The organism is Streptococcus suis (assembly GCF_002960445.1).
Lineage (GTDB): Bacteria > Bacillota > Bacilli > Lactobacillales > Streptococcaceae > Streptococcus > Streptococcus hyiners.
In genome coordinates this window covers 1-272 of the sequence record NZ_POJD01000481.1, presented here as the reverse complement: position 1 = coordinate 272, position 272 = coordinate 1, and the positions used below count along the sequence as shown (strand labels likewise).

Annotated in this window: 1 pseudogene; it reads right to left on the bottom strand. The window is 33.5% G+C overall.

What is annotated here, in order from left to right:
• Positions 1–152, bottom strand: a pseudogene (locus C1G53_RS12880) (lipase); the annotation flags it as partial.
• Positions 153–272 lie beyond the last annotated feature (120 nt).

Genomic DNA, 272 nt, shown 5'->3' with positions numbered 1-272 from the left:
CGTACACCATTTTCTGTAAAAGAGTAGGGGACCAGATTATCAAAAGGGAGGTAGGAAAGTTCGGTCAGAGCCAGAATATCTAGCTTATTGATAGGTTTATCATAAAAATTATCGTATTGAGTTTCTTCAAGATAAGTTAATAAATTCGGCATAGCAGTCCTTTCCTTTTTTATCTAGTATAACGAAATATGATTGGTCTGACAAATCTGCACCACTGATGACCTGGTTTTATAGTCTACTTCTTGTGTAAATGTATAAAAATACTCAAATTT